Genomic DNA, 25,669 nt, shown 5'->3' on the forward strand with positions numbered 1-25,669 from the left:
CGGTGCGGTGCTGCCGCGATCGCCTGGCGGCGCTGGCCGCGTTCGCGCGGGGGAACGCTGGGCGATGGCCTCAGGCGGCCTTGCGCTCGCGGGCGATCGCGCGCCAGCCGATGTCGTGACGATGGAACTCGCCATGCCAGGAGATGCCGGCGACCGCCTCATAGGCGAGGCGCTGCGCATCGGCCACGCTGTCGCCCAGCGCGCACACGCACAGCACCCGGCCACCGGACGTGGCGACGTGTTCGCCCTCGATCCTGGTGCCGGCATGGAAGACCTTGGTGTCGTCGATCTCGGGGGCGTCGATGGTGTTGATGACGTCGCCGGTGCGCGGCGTGCCCGGATAGTTCTCCGCGGCCATCACCACGCCGAGGCTCGGACGCGGATCCCAATGTGCCTGTACGCCGTGCAGGCGGGCGTCTATCGCGGCTTCCACCAGGTCGAGCAGGTCGCTCTGCAGGCGCAGCATCACCGGCTGGGTTTCCGGATCGCCGAAGCGCACGTTGAATTCGATCACCTTGGGTGCGCCCGACTTGTCGATCATCAGGCCGGCGTAGAGGAAGCCGGTGAACGGCACGCCGTCCTTGATCATGCCCTGGACGGTGGGACCCACGATTTCGCGCATCACGCGCGCGTGCACTTCGGGCGTGACCACTGGCGCGGGTGAGTACGCACCCATGCCACCGGTATTGGGGCCGGTGTCGCCATCGCCGACGCGCTTGTGGTCCTGCGAGGTGGCCATGGGCAATGCGGTCTTGCCGTCGACCATCGAGATGAAGCTGGCTTCCTCGCCGTCGAGGTATTCCTCGATCACCACGCGCGCGCCGGCGGCGCCGAAGGCGTACTCGCCGAGCATGTCGGTGATCGCGGCTTCGGCTTCGGCCAGGTTCATCGCCACGATCACGCCCTTGCCCGCGGCGAGGCCGTCGGCCTTGATCACGATCGGCGCGCCTTTCTGGCGCACGTATTCGAGCGCTTCGTCGACGTGCGTGTGCACGGCGTAATGCGCGGTCGGAATGTTGTGGCGGGCGAGGAAATCCTTGGCGAAGGCCTTGCTGCCTTCCAGTTGCGCGGCCTGGGCGGTGGGGCCGAAGACGCGCAGGCCCTCCGCACGGAAGCGGTCGACGACACCGGCGACCAGCGGGCCTTCGGGACCGACGACGGTCACCGCGATGTTCTCGTTCCTTGCCAGTGCCAGCAGGCCGTCGATGTCAGTGGCATTGACGGCGACGTTGCGGCACTTGGTTTCCGTCGCGGTGCCGGCGTTGCCGGGGGCCACGACCACTTCGGTCACCCGCGCGGACTGCGCGAGCTTCCAGGCGAGGGCGTGTTCGCGACCGCCGGAACCGATGACGAGAACTTTCATGCGTGCCTGCTCCTTATGTTCTCTCACTCCCTCCCCCGCTGGCGGGGGAGGGTTGGGGTGGCACCTTCCCCCGTGTGCGGGGGAAGGAACACAGCTCTAACTTTCATCTCAACGGGGAAGGCGTAACGCGACGGCCTTTCCCGGCGAGGAATTGAAACAGCGACGCCTCGGAAACTACAGCTTTTGCAGGAACCTCAACGACGAAAATGGCGGACGCCGGTCCTACGATTTCTTGCTGAACTGCCTGATACCGGCCCCTGAGTCAGGGGGCGATTCGCGCCGCAGGCGCGAATGGGTGGCAGCGCGGGCGGATTGATGCCGGCGCAGACGGCATCAATGCCGGAAATGGCGGACGCCGGTGAACACCATCGCGATGCCGTGTTCATCGGCCGCCGCGATGACCTCGTTGTCGCGCATGGAGCCGCCCGGCTGGATCACCGCCTTGATGCCCGCGGCCGCGGCGGCGTCGATGCCGTCGCGGAATGGGAAGAAGGCATCGGACGCCATCACCGAGCCCGGGACTTCCAGGCCGGCTTCCTCGGCCTTGAGCGCGGCGATCTTCGCCGACACCACGCGGCTCATCTGGCCGGCGCCGACGCCGACGGTGCGCTGGTCCCTGACGTAGACGATGGCGTTGGATTTCACGAACTTGGCGACGCGCCAGGCGAACAGCAGGTCCGCCATCTGCGCCTCGGTCGGCGCGAGCCTGGTGACCACCTTGAGTTCGTCGCGGCCGACTTCGCGGATGTCGGCGGTCTGCATCAGCAGGCCCGAACCGACGCGCTTCACGTCCATGTTGTTGCGGCCGTCGCCGTGCGGGATGCGCAGGACGCGGACGTTGGCCTTCTTCTTCGCGTAGTCGAGTGCGCCCGGCTCGTAATCCGGCGCGATCAGCACCTCGACGAACTGGCGGTCGAGGATGGTCTTCGCGGTCGCCGCATCGAGCGGCTTGTTGAAGGCGATGATGCCGCCGAAGGCCGAGGTCGGATCGGTGGCGTAGGCGGCTTCGTAGGTATCGAGGCAGCCATTGCCTTCGGCCACGCCGCAGGGATTGGCGTGCTTGACGATCACGCAGGCGGGCTTGTCGAACTGGCGCACGCATTCCCACGCGGCGTCGGCGTCGGCGAGGTTGTTGTACGACAGTTCCTTGCCCTGCAGCTGGGTGAACGTCGCCAGCGTGCCCGGCACCGGCCACAGGTCGCGGTAGAACGCGCCGTGCTGGTGCGGATTCTCGCCGTAGCGCAGGTCCATCACCTTGACGAAGTTGCTGTTCTGCTGCGCCGGGAACAAGGCGCGCGAGCCGTCATCATTGATCGCGGAAAGGTAGTCGCTGATGCAGGCGTCGTACTGGGCGACGCGGTTGAAGGCGGCGACCGACAACGCGAAGCGCGTCTTCGCCGACAGCGTGCCGTCGTTGGCGTCCAATTCGCCGACGAGGCCGGCGTACTGCGCCGGATCGGTGGCGACGGCGACGCGGGCGAAGTTCTTCGCCGCCGAACGCAGCATTGCCGGCCCGCCGATGTCGATGTTCTCGACGATGTCGTCCATCGAGCTTTCCGGATTGGCCGATACCTTCTCGAACGGATACAGGTTGAGCACCAGCAGGTCGATCCTGCCGATGCCGTGCCGGGCCATGACTTCGTCATCCAGTCCCGCGCGGCCAAGCAGGCCACCGTGCACGAGCGGGTGCAGGGTCTTGACCCGGCCGTCCATCATTTCCGGGAACCCGGTGACGTCGCTGACGTCTTTCACGGCCAGGCCGGCCTCGCGGATCGCCTTGGCGGTGCCGCCGGTCGAGAGCAGTTCGACATTGCGTGCGGCCAGGGCCTTGGCGAGGTCGATCAGGCCGGTCTTGTCGGAAACGGACAGCAATGCCCGGCGCACGGGCAGACGATCGGTGGTCATGGGAGTGAGGCGGGGGGAAAGACCCGGAATTATACCGGCGGCCGCAGGATGGGCCGGGGGGCCAGTGTTTCCAGATGGTGCGGGCCAGATGGTGCGGCCCGGAGCCGCACCTGCGCTGCCGCTTACTGCTCGAGCCCGTATTCGCGCAGCTTCTTGCGCAGCGTCGCGCGATGGATGCCCAGCATCGAGGCGGCGCGGCTCTGGTTGCCTTCGCAGTGCGCGAGCACTTCGACGAACAACGGAATCTCGAGTTCGCGCAGGGCGATCTCGTACAGATTCTCGGTGCCACTGCCGTTGAGATCGCCGAGGTAACGGCGGATCGAGGTGGCGACGTGGTCGCGCAGGGGGGGGCGCGGTTTGGTGCGATTGTGATCGTTACGATCGGCAGCGGCGTTCAAGCAGTTCCCCCCGGAATACTCCGCCGCACGTGTGCCCACACGGTGCCGACGGGACCGGGAGTCTAGCGCGGGGTTGTCGCAGGCAACAACAAGAAATGCGGGGGGGTCCGCAATTCGTGTTTTTGACCCTACATGAAGTCGAAAGTGAACGCCACGACCTGCCGGGGCGGCTCGATGACGTCGAGCTGGATGGTCGCGCTCTGGCCGGGCGCAATGTGACCCTGGTCACGCTTGCCCAGGTATTCGGCGGGGGTGAAAGCGCGCAGGCCGACCTGGCGGCCGTCCATGTCGGACAGCGTCAGCAGTACCGTCGGCCACGGCTGTTCCCAGCGGGCGTCGTTGCGGAAGCTGGCGCTGACGTGCAGCACCCCGCGTGCGCCTGGCTTGGGCTGCACGCTGCGCTGGAGCATGGTGAATGCCGCCGGTTCGCGCCATGCCGGCACCTGGCAACGCAGTGCACCGCAAACGCCGCTGATGAGCGGTCGCCAACGTGCGTTGGCGGCCAGTTCCTCGCGTTGTGCGAGCAGGATCTGCGCGAACAGCACGACGGCCAGTGCAATCACCGCCAGCCAGCTGCGCCAGTGCGTCGTGCGTACCGGGGCCGGTGCGTGGCGACGCGCGAAGCTGGGCGCGTGGGAGCTGCGCTTGCGGCGCAGTGGTGCGACTTCCGGGGGCGGTGCGGGCGCGGCGCTGTTGTCTTCGTCGGCCGTTGCCACCGGTGCGACGGCGGTGTCGGCCGGTGGCACCGTTGCGCTGACCTGGGCTTCAGGCTTCGCCAGCGGCTTGGCCGCCTTCGGATCGATCGCGCTGCCGCAGCGCGGACAGCGCAGGCTGGCGCCCTTGGGCGCGGCGACGAGGAAACTGCAATTCGGGCAGGCGACGAACATGGCCCTATTCAAGCACGCCGACGCGCGCGCGGTCAGCCGCGTCGACGCGTGCCGGTGACGCGCATCCAGTCTTCGAGCCGTTCGGCGCGCAGGTCCTCGAAGTCGGCGGCATAGCGCGCGATCACTTCGTCTTCCTGGCCGGCGAGGATGCCGGACATGGCGAGGCGGCCACCGGGGGCGACGCGTGCGGTGAGCGTGTCGGCCAACGCGACCAGCGCGGAAGCGAGGATGTTGGCCACCACTATCGGATAGGTGGCGGCGGGTTCGTCGGCGGGCAGATGCACGCTGAGGCGATCGCCGACCTCGTTGCGCTCCGCATTGTCATGGGTGGCGATCAGTGCCTGCGGGTCGTTGTCGACCCCGACCGCGTGCGCGGCGCCCAGCTTCAGCGCGGCGAGCGCGAGGATGCCGCTGCCGCAGCCGAAATCGAGCACGCGCCGGTCCTGCAGTGCGTTGTCGCTGGCGAGTTGATCCAGCCACTGCAGGCACAGCGCGGTGGTGGGATGCGTGCCGGAACCGAAAGCGAGGCCGGGATCGAGGCGCACGATCGCGGCATCGGCTGCCTGCGCGTCCGCGGGCAGCTCGCTGTTCCACGGCACGATCCAGGTGCGCGCGCCGAAACGCAGCGGCACGTACTGGTCCATCCATGCGCGCTCCCAGTCCTGGTCCTCGACCTTGCGGAAGCGCGCCTGGGTCCAGTCGAGTTCGCTGTCGAAGGCCTCCAGCGCCGCCAGCAGGATCAGGGCGTCGGTGTCGTCGGAAAACAGCGCGGTGAGCACCAGTTCGCCCCACAAGGGCTGCTCGCCGACGCCGGGCTCGAAGATCGCCTGCTCGTCGGGCGCATCGGCGTGCGCGTCGGCGAGCGTGACGGCGAGCGCGCCGACGTCTTCCAGCGCGCGTTCAAAGCGCGGTTGCTGGGCTTCGGTGCAGGGAAGGCTGAGTTCGAGGAAGGGCATGGACGTGCGCCGCGTAAACCGGTGCGCATTATCCCTCAGGGGGGCAGGCGCGATCTTTTAGACAGCACCCCTCATCTGCCCTTCGGGCATCTTCTCCCCGCTGGTGCGGGGAGAAGGGAGATATCACTGGTCCCCACCCTCGAGCCAAGCACGCCGTTTGGCCAGCGCCGCATCGAGATCGAAATCGGGTCGAAACGCACGGCAGGCGTCGGCCAGCGTGCGCTGCTGTTTGTTCTCCAGTGCCGTGGCCATGGCCTCGCCAGCATGCTCGACGACGCAGCCGGCCTGCGCGAGCGCGGGACGCTCCAACCAGGGACGCCAGTCGACGGCGCACTCCACTTCCAACTGCTCGCCCTGACGACGGAACCGGGCGCGCGAGGCGCTGGTGTCGGTCGCATCGAACAGGCCGCAGGTCGCGTGGATCTGGCGCAGCGGCGATCTTTGCGCGGCGACGGTGGCGGCCAGATGCGCGGCGAATTGTTCGGAGGCCTGCTCCAGCAGCGCCTCCAACTCCTCGGAAGCGGGATCCCGGCCGCCGAACAACTTCTTGTCGACGCTCAATCCGATGAAGACTTGCAGCTCCATGCGTGATCGCCTCCGTCTTGCGGGGGACTCACGTCCCCTCACCCTGCGTCGCAGGCGACGCGGTCCCTCTCTCTGTTCCCGGCCCTCGCGCATAGCGCGAGGGCGTTCAGGCGTGCACGCGCCAGTGGCGCGTGAGCAGCACGCCTTCACCCCCGCATACGGGGAGAGGGAAAGATTCCTCGTCGCCTGTCAGTGCGTTCGTCACGCCATCGAGATCGACTTTTCCTTCTGTTCCTTCAGCCGCTTCTCGAGGTAGTGGATGTTCTGTCCGCCCTGCTGGAATCCGGCGTCGGAGAGGATGCGCTGCTGCAACGGGATATTCGTCTTGATGCCGTCGACGACCATCTCGCTCAGCGCCACGCGCATGCGCGCGATCGCGGTTTCGCGGTCAGGCCCGTGCACGATGAGCTTGCCGATCATCGAGTCGTAGTTCGGCGGCACGCGATAGCCCTCGTAGATGTGGCTGTCGACGCGCACGCCGGGACCGCCCGGTGCGTGGAAGTGCTGGATCAGGCCGGGGCAGGGCATGAAGGTCTCGGGGTCTTCCGCGTTGATGCGGCATTCGATCGCATGGCCTTCGAGCACGATGTCGCTCTGCTTGAGCGTGAGCTTGTTGCCCGCGGCGATGCTGAGCTGCTCGCGCACGAGGTCGATGCCGGTGACCATCTCGGTGACCGGATGCTCGACCTGGATGCGGGTGTTCATCTCGATGAAATAGAAGCGGCCGTTCTCGTAGAGGAACTCGAACGTACCGGCACCGCGGTAGCCGATGCGCTTGCACGCTTCGACGCAGACCTTGCCGATCTCCGCGCGCTGCTCCGGCGTGATGCCCGGCGCCGGTGCTTCCTCGACGACCTTCTGGTGGCGGCGTTGCATCGAGCAGTCGCGTTCACCCAGGTGGATGGCACCGCCCTGGCCGTCGGCGAGCACCTGGATCTCCACGTGGCGCGGGTTCTCCAGGAATTTCTCCATGTAGACCATGTCGTTGCCGAACGCGGCCTTGGCTTCGGTCTTGGTGGTCTGGATGGCGCTGTGCAGGTGCGCTTCGGTGTGGACCACGCGCATGCCGCGGCCACCGCCACCACCGGCCGCCTTCACGATCACCGGGTAGCCGATTTCGCGCGCGATCTTGACGTTGGTCGCGGCGTCGTCGCCGAGCGGGCCGCCACTGCCGGGCACGCAGGGCACGCCAGCGGATTTCATCGCGCGGATCGCTTCGACCTTGTCGCCCATCAGGCGGATGGTGTCGGCCTTGGGGCCGATGAAGATGAAGCCGGACTGCTCGACGCGTTCGGCGAAGTCGGCGTTCTCGCTGAGGAAGCCGTAACCCGGGTGGATCGCCTGCGCGTCGGTGACTTCGGCGGCAGCGATGATCTGCGCCATGTTGAGGTAGCTGTCGGTGGACGGCGCGGGGCCGATGCACACCGACTCGTCGGCCATGGCGACGTGCTTGAGGTTGCGGTCGACGGTGGAATGCACCGCGACCGTGCGGATGCCCAGCGCGTGGCACGCGCGCAGGATGCGCAGCGCGATCTCACCGCGGTTGGCGATTACGACTTTATCGAGCATGGGTGGTTCTCATAATTCTGGAGTTCGTTCCGGCCCGTCGGCCTTCAGGCCGACCGGCGTTCGCGGGCTCGCGGCTGGCGCCGCTCGAAACCCCGCTCACCCAATGACAAAGAGGGGCTGGTCGAATTCGATCGGCTGACCGCTCTCCACCAGGACCTTGACCACGGTGCCGGCGACGTCGGCTTCAATCGGGTTGAACATCTTCATCGCTTCAATGATGCCCAGCGTCTCGCCGGCCTTGACCGCCTGGCCGACGGTGACGAAGGCCGGCTTGTCCGGCGCGGGCGATGCATAGAAGGTGCCGACCATCGGCGCGCGCACGACATGCCCGGGCGGCAGGTCGGCAGCGAGCTTGGGCGTGCCGCCGCTGGCGGCATCGGTCGGACCCGCCATTGGCATCACCGGCGCGGGTGCGGGATGGGCCTGCATCATCGGCGCGGCCATCGTCATCGTGCCCCTGGGCGTGCGTGCCAGGCGGACGGACTCTTCGCCTTCCTTGATTTCGATTTCGGCGAGGTTCGACTCTTCCAGCAGGTCGATGAGCTTCTTGATCTTGCGCAGGTCCATGGTGGGCCTCTGTAACGATGATGAGTGGGAAATCGGAGCGACGCGCGCGTGCGGCGTCAGTGTTGGTCCAGCCGCGCCAGCGCGGCATCGAGCGCATAGCGGTAGCTGTCGGCGCCGAAGCCGGCGACGACGCCGACCGCGAGATCGCTGAAATAACTGGTGTGGCGGAACGGTTCGCGCGCGTGCGGGTTGGACAGGTGCACTTCGATGAACGGAACCGCCACCGCCGCCAGCGCGTCGCGGATCGCCACGCTGGTATGGGTGAAGGCGGCCGGATTGATCACGATGAAGCGGGTGCCGTCCGTGCGCGCGGCCTGGATTCGATCGACGAGCTCGTGCTCGGCGTTGCTCTGCAGGCTGTCGAAGTCGTAGCCGGCGGCGCGGGCACGGGACTCCAGGTCGCCGTCGATCTGGTCCAGCGTGGTGTGGCCATAAACCCCCGGCTCGCGAGTGCCGAGCAGGTTGAGGTTGGGGCCATGCAGGACCAACAGCTTTGCCATGGAGAGCGGGGGTCCGCGAACCGAAGGCCGGGAGTGTGGCCCAAGGCGGTTCGGCTGTCCAGACGTTCGCTACCGTATCGGCGAAGTTGTAGGGAGTTAAGCAGTTGTTGGAGCGGTCACTCTAGAACGGCGCTGCGGTAGGCCGAGGCTACCTGATTTTCTGCCGCGCCGCCGCGCGCCGGATCACAAGCCCGTGGGTTTCTTGCTTCAAAACACTGTTCGAATGCGGCGTTCACTGCGCCCACCTCTCGATTTCGCCTTCCCCGAAGGGGCCGATCTTCTGCTTCACGACCCGGCCCTGCGCGTCCAGCAACACAGAGTAGGGCAGGACGCCGCGGGGGTTGCCGAGGCGGACGCCGGCATCGCGCGGGCCGGGGGCATCGACCAGCAGCGGGTAACTCACCGGAATCCGCTGCAGGAAGGCCTTGACCGCGGCTGTGTCATCCAGGGCGATGCCGATCACTTGCGTGCCGTTTGTCGCCTGGGACCGGGCATAACGGTCCAGCTCGGGCATTTCCCGGACGCAGGGTCCGCACCAGCTGGCCCACACGTTTACCAGCAGCGGCCGGCCGGCGTAGGCCTGCGGCAGGGTGACCGCTGAACCGCCGAGAGTGGGGAGGGTGAAAGTTGGGACGATCGCCCCACGTTCGGCGATCTTCAGGTCGGCAGGCGGCTTGGGTGCCGACGCCGACAAGGCCCCTTGCAGCACCCGTTGGCCGAGTTCCGTATGCAGCAACGGGGCGGAGCCATGGCGCCACAGGCCGGCCGCGACCCCGAGGCCACCAGCGACCAGTGCGACCAGCAGCAGCTTCGCTGTCGACCCCAGCTTCATCGCGCGGCGTCGGTCAGTGCCGCGCGCACGCCGTCGCCGGTCAGCACCACCGGCAGCACCTGGCCTTCGCCGCCGTTGCGCGGAAACACCACGTACAGCGGCACGCCTACCGCCCGGTAGCGCTGCAGGAAGGCGGTCAGGGCGGGGTCGACATCGGTCCAGTCGCCGACCATGTAGACCGCGTTGGCCGCGGACATCGCGCTACGGAAGCCGTCGCTGCGGAACACCGCGCGTTCGTTGGCCTTGCAGGTGACGCACCAGTCGGCGGTCATGTTGACGAAGACGACGCGGCCCGCAGCGCGCAGGTCGGCGAGGCGCTGTTCGGAAAAGGGCACCGGGGTGATGCCTTCGCTGGGCGCGGCGAGGGTGGCGGTCGCGTCCGGACGCGGCATCGTATGGATCACCCGCAACGGCCAGGCCAGGGCGACCGCCGCCAGCACCGCTGCCACCATGGCCCAGCGGTGGCCGGTCGTGCGCGCGCGCGTCCACGCCCAGGCGGCGAAGGCCAGCAGCACTGCTGCGAACAGCCACCAGCCGATCGCGTCGGCGCCACGCTGGCGGGTCAGCACCCAGGCCAGCCACGCCGCGGTGAGGTAGAGCGGGAAGGCGAGCGCCTGCTTGAAGGTTTCCATCCAAGCGCCGGGGCGCGGCAACCGGTGTGCGAGCGCGGGCACGAAGCCGATCAACAGGAACGGCAGCGCCAGACCCAGGCCAAGCACCAGGAACACCAGCAACGCGATCAGCGGCGGCGCCGTGAAGGCCCAGGCCAGTGCGGCGCCCATGAACGGTGCTGTGCATGGCGTCGCCACGACCACCGCGAGCACGCCGGTGAAGAAGTCGCCAAGGGGCCCGGATTTGGTGGTCAATGCGTGGCCCGCGCCGGTCCAGCGTCCGCCAACGTGCCAGACGCCCGACATGCTCAGGCCGAGTCCGAACATCAGCAGCGCCAGCAGCGCCACCACCAGCGGCTGTTGCAGCTGGAAACCCCAGCCCAGCGCCAGTCCCGCCTGGCGCAGCGCCAGTGCCAGGCCGCCGAGCAGGATGAAGCTGAGCACCACGCCGGCCGTGTACCAGAGCGCATGCCTGCGGGCGCGCGCCGGGTCCTCGCCGTTGCCGGCCAGTGACAGCGCCTTCAACGACAGCACCGGCAGGACACACGGCATCAGGTTGAGGATGAGTCCACCGAGCAGGGCGAGCGCGAGCGCGGAGAACAGATTGAGGTTGCCGCCGCGCGGGAGCACGCCGGGCACCGCGGCGGTGCTCGAAGCTGTGGGCGGGTGTGCGCCCGTCGCTGCGTCACCCGCCTGCGCGGTCGTTGCGGCCGACGCGGCGTTCGCAACAGCCCCTGTCGCGGCCGCCTCGGTCAGCGCGGCGTCGGCGGGATTGGCGACCGGCGTGATCGTGCCCGCTGGCACGTCGAGGGTCACCGATCGCGTCATGGGCGGATAGCAGATGCCGTCCGTCTGGCAGCCCTGGAAGGTGGTGGTCAGGGTCAGCTTCGCCGCATTGGTGCGCGTGCGCTGCAGCGGCAAGGGCACGTCGACCTGGTCGAAGAAAACGATCACGTCGCCGAAGTGTTCGTCGTGATGCGCGGTGCCCTGCGGCCACTTCGGTCGCCCGGCGGCGATGCCGGCCTTCGCGGCGGCGGCGTCGAACTTGAAGGTGGTCTTGTTGCGATAGAGGTAATAGCCACGCGCGGGAGTGAAGCGCAGCAGCAGCGCGTTGCCATCGCCGACGATGGCTTCAAAACGGAAGGCGTCTTCAGGAGGCAGTGGCGCCGCATCGACGGCGCCCGCGCCGGCGTTGCCCAGCAAACCACCGCTCAATGGCACGCCGGAACCGCGCGCCGCGTTGCTGCCGAACGCCACGACCGGTTCGTCGGCCGCGGCCGCGGCCGGCAGTGCCACGGTGAGGGTGCGCGTCTGCGGCGGATAGCAGATGCCCGCGTCGGCGCAGCCCTGGTAACGCACCTTCAGCGTGGTCGACGCACCGTGCGCTTCGCCCGGCAGGTTGACCGTGAGTGCATTGCGATAGGTTTCGACGCGGCCGAAGTATTCGTCCTGGTGCGGCTCGCCGGCCGGAATCTGCGGCGCCTGCGCAGTGAAGCCGGCATCGCTCTGCACCCGGATCTGGTGGCGGTAGAGGTAGCAGCCCGGGGCGATCTTCCAGCGCAGCGCGATGCGGTCGACAGAGGTCGCCTGGGCTTCGAGCACGAAGGCCTGCTCGACCGGCAGCAGGTTGTTCTGGTCGTTGCACGACGGCGCTGCCGCCAGGGCCGGCGCGGCGCCGGTCCACAGCAGGGCGGTACACACCACGAGCTGGCTGGCCAATGCGAGAAAGGCGCACGGCATGCGCGAGGTAGAGAGGCTCATTCGGGATCAGGCGCCCAGGGAGGGTGGCAAGGTGGTTTCCGCGCTCACCCAGTCGAGATAGGCGGGCAGGCCGGCGCACGCTTCGACCGCGATGAGTTCCGGCAGTTCGTATGGATGCAGGGTGCGCAGCCGGGCGGTCAGGGCGTCCAGACGATCGGCGGTGGTCTTGATGAGCAGCAGCACTTCGTCGGCCTGCTCGACCCGGCCCTGCCAACGGTAGGTCGAATGCACGCCGGGCAGGCGGTTCACGCACGCGGCCAGGCGTTCATCCACCAGGACACGCGCGATCGCGTCGGCGCTGGCCGCATCAGGGCAGGTGCTGTAGGCGAGCAGGACGGACATGGGCGCGATTGTAGCGGTGGGCGTCCGGCCAGCCTTTGCCGCAACTACGAAATAGCCCGGGTAGTGCCGGTTTTCTCCACGTCGCTAGTGGCGCCGCCTGGATCCCGCCCTAGCGCGCGCTGCCGATCTTGCGGCCGGTGCGCAGCGAGGCCAGTTGCTCGACCACTTCCACCAGGGGTGCGCGCGAACGGGTGGGGGCGTCGCGGAAGGCGAGGATCAGGCGCAGCTCGATCGGGTCCTCGATCAACAACGCATCGGCCGCGGCGACCGAATCCAGGGCGGTATCGCTGGACAGGCTCATCTTCCCGCGTCCGGTTGCGAGCCACTCGAACTGCACTCCGCACGCCAGGGCCACCTCGCGCATATGGGTGACCTTGGGGTGCTTGCTGTTGTTGGTTTCCCAATGGCTGACGGCGCTGCGCTGCACCCCGATCGCACTGGCGAGGGCGGCTTGGGACAGGCCGGCATGGCGCCGGGCCAATCGGATGCGCTGCTGGGGCGTCATTGCCTGCTCCGTTCCATGAACACGGGCCGATTGTTACCAAAAGTCACGTCGATATCAACAGACACCAGTCGGTGTTCACCATTGGTATCATGAATGAAAGCAAAATATTTATCTATCAATACTTTATGTGAGCTTTTGGAGTGAAACAGATACCAGTGTTCAACAAATGACTACGATTTCATACTGGACAAGGGGCAACCGCCGGCACAAATTGCACCGGTCCGGCACGGATGCCGGCTCGACAAGACGTCAGGTAAGGAGATGCGGCGCCGGGACTGCGCCAGGGCGAGGACAGCCATCTCCAAACCGGAAAGAGCGCGAACCCCTGTCCGCGCTCTTTCTTTTTGGCCCTCTCCCTTAGGTCCGAACCTCCCCCGTTCGGACTTTTTTCTTTTCCGGCGCTTGAAAGCCCGGCCCTGGGCCCCATCTGGTGGCAGTCCCGGCTCGCCGGGTCTTTCTACGCCGCGAATCTGGCAGTCGCCTGAAGTGACTGCTAAAACGCAGGCCATTTCCTTACCACTCAAGCATTTACGAGGGTTGCCATGAACATCAAGCCGCTGTTCGACCGCGTGGTCATCAAGCGCATGGAAGAAGAAAAGCTGTCCGCGGGCGGCATCGTGATCCCGGACTCCGCCACCGAGAAGCCGATCAAGGGCGAAGTCGTCGCCGTCGGCGACGGCAAGGTCTTCGACAACGGCAACGTCCGTGCCCCCAAGGTCAAGGTCGGCGACAAGGTCCTGTTCGGCAAGTACAGCGGCACCGAAGTGAAGCTCGACGGCACCGAATACCTGGTAGTGAAGGAAGACGACATCTTCGCGGTCATTGTCTGATCGCGCGTCGCTTCCAAATTTTCTTTTTTACTGAATTCTCTTTGAGGTAATCCGCAAATGGCTGCCAAGGAAATCCGTTTCGGCGAAGACGCCCGCGCAAAGATGCTGCGCGGCGTCAACGTGCTCGCCAATGCCGTCAAGGCAACGCTCGGCCCGAAGGGCCGCAATGTCGTGCTCGAGAAGAGCTACGGCGCCCCGACGATCACCAAGGACGGCGTGTCCGTCGCCAAGGAAATCGAACTGTCCGACAAGTTCGAGAACATGGGCGCGCAGATGGTCAAGGAAGTCGCTTCCAAGACCTCCGACAACGCCGGTGACGGCACCACCACCGCGACCGTGCTGGCGCAGGCGCTGATCCGCGAAGGCATGAAGGCGGTCGCCGCCGGCATGAACCCGATGGACCTCAAGCGCGGCATCGACAAGGCCGTGGTCGAAGCCGTGTCCGAACTGAAGAAGATCTCCAAGCCGTCTTCGACGAGCAAGGAAATCGCCCAGGTCGGCGCGATCTCGGCCAACTCCGACACCAACATCGGTGACCTCATCGCCCAGGCGATGGACAAGGTCGGCAAGGAAGGCGTGATCACCGTCGAAGATGGTTCGGGTCTGGAGAACGAGCTCGACGTCGTCGAGGGCATGCAGTTCGACCGCGGCTACCTGTCGCCGTACTTCATCAACAACCAGCAGTCGATGCAGGCCGAACTGGAAGATCCGTTCATCCTGCTGCACGACAAGAAGATCTCCAACGTGCGCGAGCTGCTGCCCGTGCTCGAAGGCGTCGCCAAGGCCGGCAAGCCGCTGCTGATCGTCGCCGAGGAAGTCGAAGGCGAAGCCCTCGCCACCCTCGTCGTCAACACCATCCGCGGCATCGTCAAGGTCTGCGCGGTGAAGGCTCCGGGCTTCGGCGACCGTCGCAAGGCGATGCTGGAAGACATGGCCGTCCTCACCGGCGGCACCGTGATCTCCGAGGAAGTCGGCCTGCAGCTCGAGAAGGCCACGATCAAGGACCTCGGCCGCGCGAAGAAGGTGCAGATCTCCAAGGAGAACACCACCATCATCGACGGCGCCGGCGAACACACCGCCATCGAAGCGCGCATCAAGCAGATCAAGGCGCAGATCGAAGAAACCTCTTCGGACTACGACCGCGAGAAGCTGCAGGAGCGCGTGGCCAAGCTGGCCGGCGGCGTCGCCGTCATCAAGGTCGGTGCGGCCACCGAAGTCGAGATGAAGGAAAAGAAGGCCCGCGTTGAAGACGCGCTGCACGCCACCCGTGCTGCCGTGGAAGAAGGCATCGTCCCGGGCGGCGGCGTCGCGCTGCTGCGCGCCAAGGCCGCGATCGCTGGCCTCAAGGGTGCCAACGAAGACCAGAGCCACGGCATCCAGATCGCCCTGCGCGCCATGGAAGCGCCGCTGCGCGAGATCGTGACCAACGCCGGTGACGAGCCGTCGGTCATCCTCAACAAGGTGATGGAAGGCAAGGGCGCCTACGGCTACAACGCCGCGACTGGCGAATACGTCGACATGATCGAAGCCGGCATCCTGGATCCGACCAAGGTCACCCGCACCGCGCTGCAGAACGCCGCGTCGATCGCCGGCCTGATGATCACGACCGAAGCGATGGTCGCCGAGCTGCCGAAGAAGGAAGAGCCGGCGATGCCGGGCGGCGGCGGCATGGGCGGCATGGGCGGCATGGATTTCTGATCGCGCCGCGATGAACCTTGCAACACGGAAAAGCCCCGCACCGATGCGGGGCTTTTCTTTTTCGTGTTGTCACTGGGTGATCAGATCAAGGCGCCCGTACAGCCCGTGTTCCTCGTCATCCGGGCCGGAGGAGAAGAACAGCGTGTTGACTGGCTGATGGAGCAGGCCGTTGCCGAAGGCGAGGGCCCACAGGCCATCGATCTCGATCGGCTTGAAGTTGCGGTCGCGCAGCGGGCCGATCGGGAAGCCGAACACCGGCTCGAAGGCATTGATGCGGCCATCGCCGAAGTTGCCGATCAGCAAGGCGTTGCTGAAGACCCCGAACTTCGCCGGTGCGAGTGCAACGCCCCACGGCGCATTGAGGACGCCACGGCTTGCGACGCGCCGGATCAGCGTGCCCTTGGGCGTGTACACGTCGACATAGCCCAGGCCCGGCCCTGTCTCGTCTTCGAGCATCGACGGGTCCTGCTTGGCGTAGGTGACATAGATGTCGCCGCCGATGGCATGGATCCCGAACGGCGCGAATCCTTTCGGGATGCCAGGATCAACGAACGCACCCGCCGGCAGCTGCAACTGCTGGAAGTTCTGGTCGAACACATCGACCTTCGCATGGAAGAAATCCGATGCGTACAGCAGCTGCATGTTGCCGTTGGCACTGAGCGCCAGGCCCCGATAGCTGGCGCCGCTGGCCGAGTTGTCCGCCTTGCGGATGGCGTGGGTCAGGTCGACCGCGGGCGCCCAGGCGGCGATGACGCCTTCTTCGGTGGCGAAGATGAAGCGGGCCGGCTGGTTGGGCGCGACCATGAAGTTGCCGGATCCGTTGAAGACGATGCCGGTCGGCGAGCCGCCGGTGGGATCGGTGGGAGTGGGAATCTGCACGACCAGGGCGTTGGCGTTGCCGTCGCCGTCATAGAGCGTGGACGTGTGGCCATCGGCATTCGCCACCCAGGCGAAGCCGAACGGGTTGAAGGCAACGCCCCAGGAATTCACCAGGTTCGGATCGGTGTGCTCGGCGGGGATGAATCCGTCGGACACCAGGTTGCGCTGTTCGAAGCGTAATCCGTGTGCCTGGACGCCCTGGAAAGCGGGGGCGGCCGCGAATGCGAACGCCAGGGCCAGGGTCGCGCAGGTGCGCGCGGTAAGCGACTTCATCTCGGTTCTCCTTGGGGTAGTGCAGTTGCAACTGCGAGTGCGCAGCGCTGCGTGCGGTGGGCGCTGCGGCCAAGGGTGTATGCCGGCCACGCCGACGAAGGTTCATCCTCACACCGCCTGAACATCGACGGCGACCGGGGCGCCGACAATTGAACCGGCGAGTCCGCTTCGGGCATTTACTGTGCAGCGAGGTTGAGAACAGATGGTGCGACGGCCGGGCACCGGCATCGATGCGCGCGACATGAAGGGTGCGGCGTCTGTGGACGAGGTCGCGCTGATGGAGAAGGTCGCGGCCGAAGATATGAAGGCGTTCGAATTGCTGTATGGCCTGTATCACCCGCGGCTGGCGCGATTCCTGTTGGGCATGACGCGGCGGCCGCCGCTAGTCGAGGAAATCCTCGACGACACCATGCTGGTGGTGTGGCGCAAGGCGCATGCCTACAACCCGGATGCCAGGGTGTCGACATGGATTTTCGGGATCGCCTATCGGCAGGCGCTCAAGGCCTTGCGGCAGGTCGACGATGCCGTCGAATCCGGCGCGGACTCGGCAGGAGCGATGCCCGCCGAGCAGGAGCCGGAAGGCGAGCTGGCGCGGCATGAATTGCGCGTGCGCCTGGATGCGGCCCTGCGAACCTTGTCGCCGGAACAACGTGCCGCGATCGAGCTGACGTACTACCTGGGCTACGCCTGCCGAGAAATCGCACAGATCATGGGTTGCCCGGTCGACACGGTGAAGACACGCATGTTCTACGCACGCCAGCGATTGAAAAACCTGTTGAGCGCGGACCGCGAGGAGGCCATGTGAGCGGCCGCGTGCTCCCGTTCGGCGGTTCGGCGCACCTCGAGGCGCAGCGCATGCTGCCCTGGTGGGTCAACGGCACGCTCGAGGGAGGCGAGTTCGAGCGCATGTCGGACCACCTCGCCGAGTGCGCACAGTGCCGGCGCGAAGTGGAGGAACTGCAGCAATTGCGCGCGACGTACGCGCAGGCCGCACCGGCGGTGCCGGCGCCCTCCTTTGCCAACCTGCGGCGTCGCCTGCAGGCGAGCGACAGGTCTTCGTCGCCTTCGCCGCTGCAGTGGCGGGACTGGCACCGTGCGTGGCCGCAGATGCCACTGTGGCTGCGCGGCCTGGTCGTCGCCCAGGGGCTGGGCATCCTCGTGTTGGGGGGCACGCTGCTGATGAGCATGGCCCCGGATCCCGGCCTGCAACGCGACGGGCCCGCGGTGTACCGCTCCCTTGGCGCGACGGATGCTCTACCGGTCGATGCGCAAAGCCGCCAGCTGGTCGTGGTGTTCGAACCGGCCATGAGCCAGGAGCGGATGCGCGCGCTGCTGCGCGCGAACCAGGCACGCATCATCGACGGGCCCAACGAGGCGGGGGCTTACGTGCTCGCCATCCCGGCCGCGCGCGTCGCAAGCGCGCGCGCCGCGCTGCGCGCCACCCCGGGCGTGGTGCTGGTCGAGCCGCTCGATGCCGCGGCTGAGCGCTGACATGCGCGCGCTTCTGCCCCTCTTGTTGATGGCGTGCCTGTCGATGGTGGGCAGCGCGATGGCACAGGCACAGCCGGATCCTGGGCGCGCGGCCATCGACACCGACGCCAAGAATGAAGCCGCCCTCGACCGGCAGCTGCTGGTGATGCTGCGCGCACCGCCGCCGCACTTCCGTCCCGACAACGCCTACGGCAATGGCTACCAGTCCGCGCCCGGACACGCGGCGCGCAAGCGCATCGTCACCACGCTCGCCCGCGAGCATGGCCTGCAGTTGTCGGACGAATGGCCGATGCCGGCGCTGGGGCTGGATTGCTTCGTGCTCGAAGCGCCCAACGCCGACGAACGCGCACGCGCCATCCCGAGTCTGGCCGCCGATCCTCGCGTGGAGTCGGTCGAGCCGATGCAGCGCTTCCGGATGCTGGGCGCCGGTGATCCCCTGGCAATGGCCCAGCCCGCGGTGGCGCGCTGGCACCTGGATGAACTGCATGCGCTGGCGACCGGCCACGGCATCACCATTGCGGCCGTCGACAGCGGGGTCGACACCGCGCACCCCGATCTGCGCGGACGGGTGGCGCTGGCGCGCAACTTCGTCGACGGCAGTGCGTATCGCGCCGAGAGCCATGGCACCGAGGTGGCGGGGATCATCGCGGCGCGCACCGATGACCGCATCGGGATCGAGGGCGTCGCGCCGGATGCGCGATTGCTGGCATTGCGGGCGTGCTGGCAACCGACGGCGGCCGACACCGCGCTATGCAGCACCTTCACCCTCGCCAAGGCACTGCAGTTCGCAGTGGATGCGAAGACGCAGGTGCTCAACCTCAGCCTGACCGGTCCATCGGATCGGCTGCTCGCGCGCTTGCTGGATGTCGCGCTCGCGCAGGGCGTGGTCATAGTCGGAGCCGTCGATGCAAAGGCCGTGGATGGTGGCTTCCCGGCCATCCACCCGGGTGTGCTCGCCATCGCCGCCATCAACGAGGGCGCGCGCGTGCCCGGGGTCCTCCTGGCACCCGGCCAGGGCATTCCTGCGCCGGTCCCCGGCGGCCACTGGCGCCTGGTGTCGGGGACTTCGTATGCGGCGGCGCAGGTCAGTGGCCTGGTGGCCCTGTTGCGCGAACTCTCGCCGGGACTCGCCCCCGCGCAGCTGCGCCGCGCATTGACCACCGATGCGGTAGGGTTGGCGCCGAGGCGGCCCCAGTCGATCGACGCGTGCGCCGCGGTCGCGCACGTCAGCCAGCGTTGCGTTTGCGACTGCGCCTCAGCGCAGACAGCGAGGTCGATGCCGCGCCGGTGAGAACATCCCGTGCGAGTCGTGGTTGCACTTGGCGCCCTGTTGGCTGCTGCCGGCGCCCATGCCCAGGTTTCGGGCACCGTCACCTTGACGTCGGACTACCGCTGGCGTGGCATTTCGCTGAGCGATGAAGCGCCGGCACTGCAACTGGGTCTCGCCTACGACACGGCGGGGGGCTGGTATGCAGGGGCCATGCTCTCGAGCGTGCGACGCCCGTTCGGTACCGAGGCGGATCTGCAGGCGATTGCGTACGCCGGCTATGCCCGGCGCATGCGCGGCAATCTCAGTTGGGACGCGGGCGCCGAGTACGCGGCGCTGGTGGGGGAGTCGGACTACAACTATCCGGAGTTCCATGTCGGCCTCGCCTCGCAGCGACTGGGTGCCCGGCTCTCGTACGCGCCGCGCTATCCCGACCGGGATGTCCCTGCGGTCTATTTCGAGCTCAACGGCAACCAGCCGATGGGCAGGCGCCTGCGGCTGCTGGGACACCTGGGATGGCAGCGCCGCGGCGAAGATGGAGCTGGCGACGACGGAGGAGACACGCGCGTCGACGCCCAGGTCGGGCTGGGCATCGCGTTCGAGCCGTTCGATCTGCGGATAGCCTGGAGCCAGGTCAGCGGCCGCGACGAACGCACGCGCCAGTACCCGATCTACGGCGGTGACGACAGCGGCTGGATCGTGACGCTGTCGCGCGCATGGTGACCTGACAACCGCGAAAAGCCATTCCCCCCAAGGCGTAGCCGGGCCCAAGACCCCGGAAAAGCGGCCTCGGCATGCGCCTTTCTGAACTCCCAAGTATTGTTTTGCACTGCAGCGTGCATTGGGAATAACGCTTCCTTCACGATCGGCTCGCATCCCGACGTGGGGGAGGGAGCAAGGCCCGCTACCGGTTCCGACCGATAGCGGGCTTTTTTATTTGGTGCTTCCTTGAGCGGAGCGATGCTGCAGCGCAGCGGGCGTCGGGCCGCACCGGCTGTCTAGACTGGCCAAAGCGTGATGGGCCTCACGCTTCCCCAGGGGCAATCAAGGATTCCTACTCATGAGACAGCTCTCTCGTGCCATTGGCTTGGCACTCGGCGGTGTGGTGTTTGCGTCGTCCGCGCACGCGGCGACTTACGTGGTCCAGGCAAAGAACCTCGCATTCGATGCGCAACTCGCGCGCAAGATCGAAGCCGCGGGCGGCACGATCACCGCGCGACTGCCGCAGATCGGCGTCGTCATCGTCGAATCGACGGACGGTGCCTTCAAGGCGCGCGCAGCGAAAGTGCAGGGTGTGCGTTCGGTGGCGCAGGACATCGTGCTGCAGTACGACGTTCCCGAGGCGACTTCGGTCGTCGAGGCGGACTTCGCCAATCCGCCGGCGTCGGGCGATAACGACACGCGATTCAACCTGGAGTGGGGCAGCGCGGCCGTCGACGTCGCAGGGGCCTGGAATGCCGGCTATCGCGGCGCCGGCGCGACGGTAGCCGTGCTCGATTCGGGCATCGCGTGCCTGCATCCGGATATCGCGGCCAACCTGCTGATGTCGGAATCGACCTCGTTCGTACCGGGGGAGGGCGTCTGCCTGACCCATGTCAACGCGTTCAACCATGGCTCGCACACCGCCGGCACCATCGCATCGCCGGACAATGGCATCGGCACGATCGGCGTCGCTCCGGAAGCCAAGATCCTGGCGGTCAAGGTGCTATCGGAAGTCACCGGCAGCGGCAGCTTCCAGGGCATCATCAACGGCATCGTCTATGCCGCCGACCACGGTGCCGATGTCATCAACATGAGCCTGGGCGTGCGCGGCGGACTCCAGGTCAATGGCCCGGGCGCCAACGACACGGCGGAACTGGTCAATGCCACCAAGCGCGCCGTGGCTTATGCGCGCTCGCAGAACGCGATCACGATTGTTTCTGCCGGCAACGACGGGCGCGATCTCGACCACGATTCGGGCGTGCAGATCTGCGATGGCGCCGACTGCTACCGCGCCAACCTGCGTGCGTTCCCGGCACAGCTGCCCAACGTGGTCAGCGTCGCGGCAACGTCGCCGATGGGCTGGGCGACCGCTGGCGGCAGCAATCTCGACCTTCCTGCCAGCTACACCAATTATGGGCAGTCGGGAATCTCGGTAGCCGCGCCAGGCGGTGACTTCGCCTATGCGGGCAACGAGAACTGCGTTGTCGCCGGCATCACCCGTCCGTGCTGGGTGTTCGACGGCGTGTTTGCGGTGGGTGGCTACGCTCAGAATCCGGGCGGTCCGTTGCTGGCGTCCTACAGCTGGTCGTCGGGTACCAGCATGGCGGCGCCGCACGTCTCGGGCGTTGCCGCGCTGATCATCGGCAAGCACGGTGGCGAGCTGGCTCCGTCGGAAGTCGAGCGCATCCTGCGCGCGTCGTCCGACGACCTGGGCAAGCCGGGTAACGACGACTTCTACGGGGCCGGACGCGTCAACGCTGCCAAGGCCGTGCAGTTCTGAGTTTCCGCTAACGCGTCAGACCATGCGGCCGCCTCAGGGCGGCCGCATTTTTTTGGCGCATGCCAGAATTGCGCGGATGAAGGACGCAACCCGTGATGCCATCGCCGAACGCGCACTGCAGCGCCTGCGCAACCTGCCCGGGTGCGCCGCGGCCCTGGCCGATCCGCAGGCCTGCGATCGCCTGCGCCGCGTCGCGCTGGCCAGCGACTTCGCGATCGAGGCGATGCTGCGCCAGCCCGAACTGCTGCCCCGGTTGCTGGCTGACACGCCGGCGCCGGCGCCGCCGGAGCTGACCGCGGAAAACCGGGCCGACTGGCCTGCCCTGCTGCGGCGTTATCGCGCGGCGGAATCGGCACGGCTGGTGTGGCGCGATGTCCTGGGCATGGACGCGGTGGGCGACACGCTCGCGGGTGCCACGGCCCTGGCGGAAACCTGCCTGCAACGCGCGCTGAGCGCGATCGAGCAGGAATTCGCCCAGCGTCATGGCGTGATCCGCGACCGCCAGGGCCAGCCGCAGCGGCTGGTGGTGTACGGGCTGGGCAAGCTCGGTGGTGGCGAACTGAACTTCAGCTCCGACATCGATCTCGTCTATGCCTACGAGTGCGACGGCGAGTCTGATGGCGCCCGCGCACTGGCGGCCGAAACCTATTACGCGCGCATCGGCCAGCAGCTGGCGAAGCTGCTCGATGAAGCCACCGCCGACGGCTTCAGTCACCGCGTCGACCTGCGCCTGCGCCCGTACGGCAACGTCGGTCGCGTCGCGTGGTCGTTCGCGGCGATGGAGCAGTACTTCCAGCACGAAGGTCGCGACTGGGAACGCTACGCATGGCAGAAGGCGCGGCCGGTCGCCGGCGACCTCGCGGCGGGCGAACGTTTCCTCGAAACCTTGCGGCCGTTCGTGTATCGGCGCTACCTCGACTACGGCGCGCTCGACGGACTGCGTTCGATGAAGGCGGCGATCAGCGCCGAAGTCGCCCGTCGCGAGCTGGCCGACGACATCAAGCGCGGCCCTGGCGGCATCCGCGAAATCGAATTCCTGGCGCAGGCGTTGCAGCTGATCCGTGGCGGGCGCGAGCCGCACCTGCGCGAGCGCCGCCTGCTGCCGGCGTTGCAGGCCCTGGTCGATGCCGGCCACGTCAGCGCGGACACCGGCCTCGCGCTGGCGGATGCCTATCGCTTCCTGCGGCGCATCGAGAACCGGCTGCAGATGCTTGCCGACGCGCAGACGCACGCGCTGCCGGAACGCGATGAGGATCGCCGGCGCATCGCCATCGCACTGGGCTACGACGGCTGGGACGCCTTGCGGGCCGAGCTCGATGCGCATCGCGCGCGCGTCACCGCCGAGTTCGACGCACTGCTCGCACCCCGGCACAAGGCGCTGACTCCTGGTGCGCTGGCGTCGTACTGGCATGCGCTGCCCGATGCAGGCGATGCCGACGAACTGCGCGCTGCCGGCTTCGCAGAAGCCGAGCAGGCCGACGGTCTACTGCGTGATCTCGCCCGCAGTCCGGGCGTGAAAGGGCTGTCGGATTCGGCGCGCGCGCGCCTCGATCGCGTGCTGCCGGCGTTGCTGCAGGGGGCGGCGGGTTCGCAGCACCCGATGCTGGCGCTGCGCCGGCTCCTGGCCCTGCTGCAGAACATCCTGCGCCGCAGTGCCTACCTGGCACTGCTCGATGAACAACCCGCGGCGCTGCAGCGGCTGGTCGACGTCGTGTCCCGCAGTGCGCTGTTGGCCGAACGCCTCGCAGCATATCCACTCCTGCTGGATGAACTGCTGGATGCCCGCGTGGGTGGCAGCCTGCCCGGTCGCGAGGCCCTGTTCGACGCGTGTGCCGCCGTCGCTGGCGACGACGATACCGAAGCGGTGTTGCAGGAGCTCAACGAGCTGCGGCAGGCGCTGAGTTTCCGCATCGCGATGGCCGTGCGCGATCACCGCCAGCCCGCTGCCGCGAGCGCGCAGCAGCTGGCCTGGCTCGCCGACGGCGTGGTCGCGCGTGTGCTGGCCCTGGCGTGGCAGGAAGTCGGCAGCGCGCACGGCGTCATCGCCGATGCGCGGTTCGTCGTGCTCGGCTACGGCAGCCTTGGCGGCGAGGAGCTCGGCTTCGGCTCCGATCTCGACCTGGTCTTCCTGTACGACGCGCCGCCCGACGCGCACTCGGATGGCGCGCGGCCCCTGGACGCGACGCGCTGGTTCGCACGGCTGGCGCAGAAGATCGTGGCGCTGCTGGGCGCGGTCACCGCCGCGGGACGCCTGTTCGAGGTCGACGTGCGCCTGCGTCCCGACGGTGCCAAGGGCCTGCTGGTGTCGTCGCTCGCCAGCTTCGGCGACTACCAGCGCGAGCGCGCGTGGACCTGGGAACACCAGGCGTTGGTGCGCGCGCGCTTCGTCGCCGGCGACCCGATCCTGCATGCCGACTTCGAGCGCGTGCGCGCGGAAACGCTGGCGCTTGCACGCGATCCCGCGCAGGTGCGCGAGGACGTGGTCGCGATGCGCCGGCGCATGCGCGCGGAGCTGGATCGCAGCGATGCGGCCGTGTTCGATCTCAAGCAGGGCGAGGGCGGGCTGGTCGACTTGGAGTTCGTGCTGCAGGCGCTGGTGCTGGTGCATGCGCAATCGCGGCGCGAGCTGCTCGCGCCACGCAACACCCCTGGACTGGTGGACGCGATGCACGCGGCCGGCTTGTTCGACGCCGCGACCACCGCCGCGCTGTTGGAGGCCCACGCTACCTTGTTGTCGCGCGGACTGGAGTGCACGCTGGATCGCCGTGCGCGGCGCCTGCCACTCGATGCCGGTCTCGAAGCCGCGCGCACGGCCGTGCGTACCGTCGCGCGGGCCAACGGCCTCGCTTTCGAATAGCGCCGAAGCCGCGCGCCTGCGGGGCTACAGTCCCAGGCGGGTGCGGACTTCCGCCGCGACGCGCGCGGTCTCGCGCAGCGGGGTCACCGCAAAGGGAACCAACGACTCGTCCAGGGCGCGGATGCGGCCGCGTGCGATCAGGCTGTCGACGAAGCGGCGTGGCCGCCCGCTGATCGCGTCGTGGCCGGACACGAACACCGGTGCATTGGTCGCGGCCGCTTCCGACAGCATGTTCACCGAGTCGGCGGTGCAGACGATGCGATCCGCCCAGCCCAGCAACCCCGCATACGGATTGGGGCCATCGCCCGCGTCGCACCACGTGACACCGGCGAGTGTCCCCAGCTTTTCCCGCAGCAGCGCCCGTGCCGGCGCGGGCGTGCGTCGCGACGCGGTCGCCAGCACGCTGCCGCCTTCGCGTGCAACGTGGGCCGCCAGTGCGTCGAGCCGATGCGCCAGCGCCTCGAGGTCGACGCTGCCATGCGCGCTCGTCCCGCCGAGCAGCACCGCCGTGCGCGGTTGCGGCAACTGGGCGAACGCGGCGAATTGCTGGCGCGATGCCGCCAGCCACAGGTCGTCGACCGGATGCAGGCTGCCGAGCAGGGTGATGACGTTGTCGCCGCCAAGGCCATCGTGTTCGGGGGCGATGACCACGTCCCAATGCCGCGGATCGATGCGCGGATCGAGGATCTGCACCGCGCGTGTGCCGCGTTCGCGCAGCAGCCGCGTCGCCAGGGCGGCCTGGCGTCCGCAGCCGATGGCGAGGTGTGGCGGCGCCGCCAGCGCGCGTGCGAAGGCAGCGCCGAAGGCGTTGCGCGCCGCCGGCAGCCGCCGCGGCGACAGCCAGCGCCAGGGTGCGCGCGCCTGCAGCGTCCACTCCTGCGGCGATACCGTGCCCAACGCCGCGACCAGGGCCTGCGCCTGCCGCACATTGCCGGCATGGCCATCGCTGAGCGTCCAGGCATCGGGGGGTTGTTGCATCGGGGAATAGGTCCGTTCCGGCGTCGCCGCCTGTGGTTTCACGCGCCAGACTCTACACTTCCCCGCCTTGGCCGCGACGGCACCGCGCCCATGCGCCCGCTGTACCTGTATTCCTGTGTTCTGGAGATCGATT

At 67.7% G+C, this 25,669-nt stretch carries 23 protein-coding genes; 8 read left to right on the forward strand and 15 right to left on the reverse strand.

Translation table 11 applies throughout. The features are described from left to right. Positions 1 to 70 precede the first annotated feature (70 nt). From purD to ACXJJ9_RS09180, 13 genes are all read right to left on the reverse strand, one after another. Positions 71 to 1,363 carry a phosphoribosylamine--glycine ligase gene (gene purD / locus ACXJJ9_RS09120; RefSeq protein ID WP_457096874.1) on the reverse strand — a complete coding sequence of 431 codons (1,293 nt, stop codon included), beginning with the start codon at positions 1,361 to 1,363 and terminating at the stop codon, positions 71 to 73. A gap of 333 nt (positions 1,364 to 1,696) precedes the next feature. Next, a complete protein-coding gene (purH, locus tag ACXJJ9_RS09125; RefSeq protein WP_457096875.1) occupies positions 1,697 to 3,268 on the reverse strand; it encodes a bifunctional phosphoribosylaminoimidazolecarboxamide formyltransferase/IMP cyclohydrolase in 1,572 nt (523 codons plus the stop codon). A 122-nt stretch (positions 3,269 to 3,390) separates the two neighbouring features. Beyond that, positions 3,391 to 3,666: a DNA-binding transcriptional regulator Fis gene (gene fis / locus ACXJJ9_RS09130; protein WP_310055715.1), complete on the reverse strand. Its 276-nt coding sequence runs from the start codon at positions 3,664 to 3,666 to the stop codon at positions 3,391 to 3,393. Positions 3,667 to 3,794: 128 nt separating this feature from the next. After that, on the reverse strand, positions 3,795 to 4,553 hold the full coding sequence (locus ACXJJ9_RS09135; protein ID WP_457096876.1) for a zinc-ribbon and DUF3426 domain-containing protein: 759 nt from the start codon (positions 4,551 to 4,553) through the stop codon (positions 3,795 to 3,797). A 32-nt stretch (positions 4,554 to 4,585) separates the two neighbouring features. After that, positions 4,586 to 5,509, reverse strand: coding sequence for a 50S ribosomal protein L11 methyltransferase (gene prmA / locus ACXJJ9_RS09140; RefSeq protein WP_457096877.1), 924 nt, complete (start codon positions 5,507 to 5,509; stop codon positions 4,586 to 4,588). 123 nt (positions 5,510 to 5,632) lie between these two features. Beyond that, complete coding sequence (locus ACXJJ9_RS09145) at positions 5,633 to 6,094, reverse strand: hypothetical protein (protein ID WP_457096878.1); 462 nt, start codon at positions 6,092 to 6,094, stop codon at positions 5,633 to 5,635. 201 nt (positions 6,095 to 6,295) lie between these two features. Beyond that, positions 6,296 to 7,663: an acetyl-CoA carboxylase biotin carboxylase subunit gene (accC, locus tag ACXJJ9_RS09150; RefSeq protein ID WP_310055725.1), complete on the reverse strand. Its 1,368-nt coding sequence runs from the start codon at positions 7,661 to 7,663 to the stop codon at positions 6,296 to 6,298. 96 nt (positions 7,664 to 7,759) lie between these two features. Beyond that, a complete protein-coding gene (gene accB / locus ACXJJ9_RS09155) occupies positions 7,760 to 8,230 on the reverse strand; it encodes an acetyl-CoA carboxylase biotin carboxyl carrier protein (protein WP_310055728.1) in 471 nt (156 codons plus the stop codon). A 56-nt stretch (positions 8,231 to 8,286) separates the two neighbouring features. After that, positions 8,287 to 8,730, reverse strand: a complete 444-nt coding sequence (aroQ, locus tag ACXJJ9_RS09160; protein WP_310055730.1) for a type II 3-dehydroquinate dehydratase — start codon at positions 8,728 to 8,730, stop codon at positions 8,287 to 8,289. 232 nt (positions 8,731 to 8,962) lie between these two features. Then, entirely contained in the window at positions 8,963 to 9,562 is a 600-nt protein-coding gene (locus ACXJJ9_RS09165) for a TlpA family protein disulfide reductase (protein WP_457096879.1), read from the reverse strand. Continuing rightward, positions 9,559 to 11,934, reverse strand: coding sequence for a protein-disulfide reductase DsbD domain-containing protein (locus ACXJJ9_RS09170; RefSeq protein WP_457096880.1), 2,376 nt, complete (start codon positions 11,932 to 11,934; stop codon positions 9,559 to 9,561). The genes ACXJJ9_RS09165 and ACXJJ9_RS09170 overlap by 4 nt, the downstream gene beginning before the upstream one ends. A 6-nt stretch (positions 11,935 to 11,940) precedes the next feature. Next, positions 11,941 to 12,276, reverse strand: a complete 336-nt coding sequence (gene cutA, locus ACXJJ9_RS09175) for a divalent-cation tolerance protein CutA (protein ID WP_457096881.1) — start codon at positions 12,274 to 12,276, stop codon at positions 11,941 to 11,943. Between the two features lie 109 nt (positions 12,277 to 12,385). After that, positions 12,386 to 12,781 (reverse strand): helix-turn-helix transcriptional regulator, encoded by a 396-nt coding sequence (locus ACXJJ9_RS09180; protein WP_457096882.1) that lies wholly within the window; start codon positions 12,779 to 12,781, stop codon positions 12,386 to 12,388. A 542-nt stretch (positions 12,782 to 13,323) separates the two neighbouring features. On the opposite strand from ACXJJ9_RS09180, the gene groES reads away from it, so the two are divergent. Both groES and groL read left to right on the forward strand, forming a co-directional pair. Next, positions 13,324 to 13,611, forward strand: a complete 288-nt coding sequence (gene groES, locus ACXJJ9_RS09185) for a co-chaperone GroES (protein WP_187713004.1) — start codon at positions 13,324 to 13,326, stop codon at positions 13,609 to 13,611. 57 nt (positions 13,612 to 13,668) lie between these two features. Beyond that, on the forward strand, positions 13,669 to 15,309 hold the full coding sequence (gene groL / locus ACXJJ9_RS09190) for a chaperonin GroEL (RefSeq protein WP_457096883.1): 1,641 nt from the start codon (positions 13,669 to 13,671) through the stop codon (positions 15,307 to 15,309). Positions 15,310 to 15,378: 69 nt separating this feature from the next. On the opposite strand, the gene ACXJJ9_RS09195 is transcribed toward groL, so the two are convergent. Then, positions 15,379 to 16,461, reverse strand: a complete 1,083-nt coding sequence (locus ACXJJ9_RS09195; RefSeq protein ID WP_457096884.1) for a TIGR03118 family protein — start codon at positions 16,459 to 16,461, stop codon at positions 15,379 to 15,381. 202 nt (positions 16,462 to 16,663) lie between these two features. Between ACXJJ9_RS09195 and ACXJJ9_RS09200 the strand changes: the two genes are divergently transcribed. From ACXJJ9_RS09200 to glnE, 6 genes are all read left to right on the forward strand, one after another. Then, positions 16,664 to 17,266, forward strand: coding sequence for an RNA polymerase sigma factor (locus tag ACXJJ9_RS09200; protein ID WP_457096885.1), 603 nt, complete (start codon positions 16,664 to 16,666; stop codon positions 17,264 to 17,266). Further along, the gene (locus ACXJJ9_RS09205; protein ID WP_457096886.1) at positions 17,263 to 17,952 is read left to right on the forward strand and encodes a S8 family serine peptidase; all 690 of its coding nucleotides are present in this window, start codon (positions 17,263 to 17,265) and stop codon (positions 17,950 to 17,952) included. The genes ACXJJ9_RS09200 and ACXJJ9_RS09205 overlap by 4 nt, the downstream gene beginning before the upstream one ends. 1 nt (position 17,953) lies before the next feature. After that, positions 17,954 to 19,243, forward strand: coding sequence for a S8 family peptidase (locus ACXJJ9_RS09210; RefSeq protein ID WP_457096887.1), 1,290 nt, complete (start codon positions 17,954 to 17,956; stop codon positions 19,241 to 19,243). A gap of 9 nt (positions 19,244 to 19,252) precedes the next feature. Continuing rightward, a complete protein-coding gene (locus ACXJJ9_RS09215) occupies positions 19,253 to 19,942 on the forward strand; it encodes a TorF family putative porin (RefSeq protein WP_457096888.1) in 690 nt (229 codons plus the stop codon). A gap of 337 nt (positions 19,943 to 20,279) precedes the next feature. Continuing rightward, positions 20,280 to 21,701 carry a S8 family serine peptidase gene (locus ACXJJ9_RS09220; RefSeq protein WP_457096889.1) on the forward strand — a complete coding sequence of 474 codons (1,422 nt, stop codon included), beginning with the start codon at positions 20,280 to 20,282 and terminating at the stop codon, positions 21,699 to 21,701. A gap of 76 nt (positions 21,702 to 21,777) precedes the next feature. Next, positions 21,778 to 24,558, forward strand: a complete 2,781-nt coding sequence (gene glnE / locus ACXJJ9_RS09225) for a bifunctional [glutamate--ammonia ligase]-adenylyl-L-tyrosine phosphorylase/[glutamate--ammonia-ligase] adenylyltransferase (RefSeq protein WP_457096890.1) — start codon at positions 21,778 to 21,780, stop codon at positions 24,556 to 24,558. Positions 24,559 to 24,582: 24 nt separating this feature from the next. Here glnE and ACXJJ9_RS09230 read toward each other — a convergent pair whose 3' ends face one another. After that, on the reverse strand, positions 24,583 to 25,536 hold the full coding sequence (locus ACXJJ9_RS09230) for a mitochondrial fission ELM1 family protein (protein WP_457096891.1): 954 nt from the start codon (positions 25,534 to 25,536) through the stop codon (positions 24,583 to 24,585). Positions 25,537 to 25,669: the final 133 nt, after the last annotated feature.

The organism is Lysobacter sp. P5_B9, assembly GCF_054049835.1.